1 protein-coding gene is annotated in these 298 nt (G+C 65.1%); it reads right to left on the reverse strand.

Annotated elements, in window-relative coordinates; all coding sequences use genetic code 11:
- Positions 1 to 298: VCBS domain-containing protein (locus CWO91_RS42505; protein WP_130221205.1), on the reverse strand; the 298-nt coding region annotated here is incomplete at both ends.

Here is a 298-nt window from a genome sequence, read left to right on the forward strand (position 1 = left end):
CGCCATAGGTCCCGTGCGCGTTGGTTTGCGCCACGACATGAGCTTCGCCGCTGTCGGCGTCGGTGATGGTGAGCTGGCCACTGGTATTGAGCGCTGCGGCGGTGTCGGCCTCGGTGACGGACTTCGAGTCCGATGAGACAGTGGCGGCATCATTGGTGCCGGTGATTGTCACCGTCACGGTGCCGCTGGCGGTGCCGTCCTGGCTGGTCACCGTGAACTGGTCCTGCACCTGCTGGCCAGAGGTGAGCTCATTGTGGGCGCCGTTGCCGATGTAGCTCCAGGCGCCGTTGGCATCGAT

This window comes from Bradyrhizobium genosp. SA-3 (assembly GCF_004212635.1).
Lineage (GTDB): Bacteria > Pseudomonadota > Alphaproteobacteria > Rhizobiales > Xanthobacteraceae > Bradyrhizobium.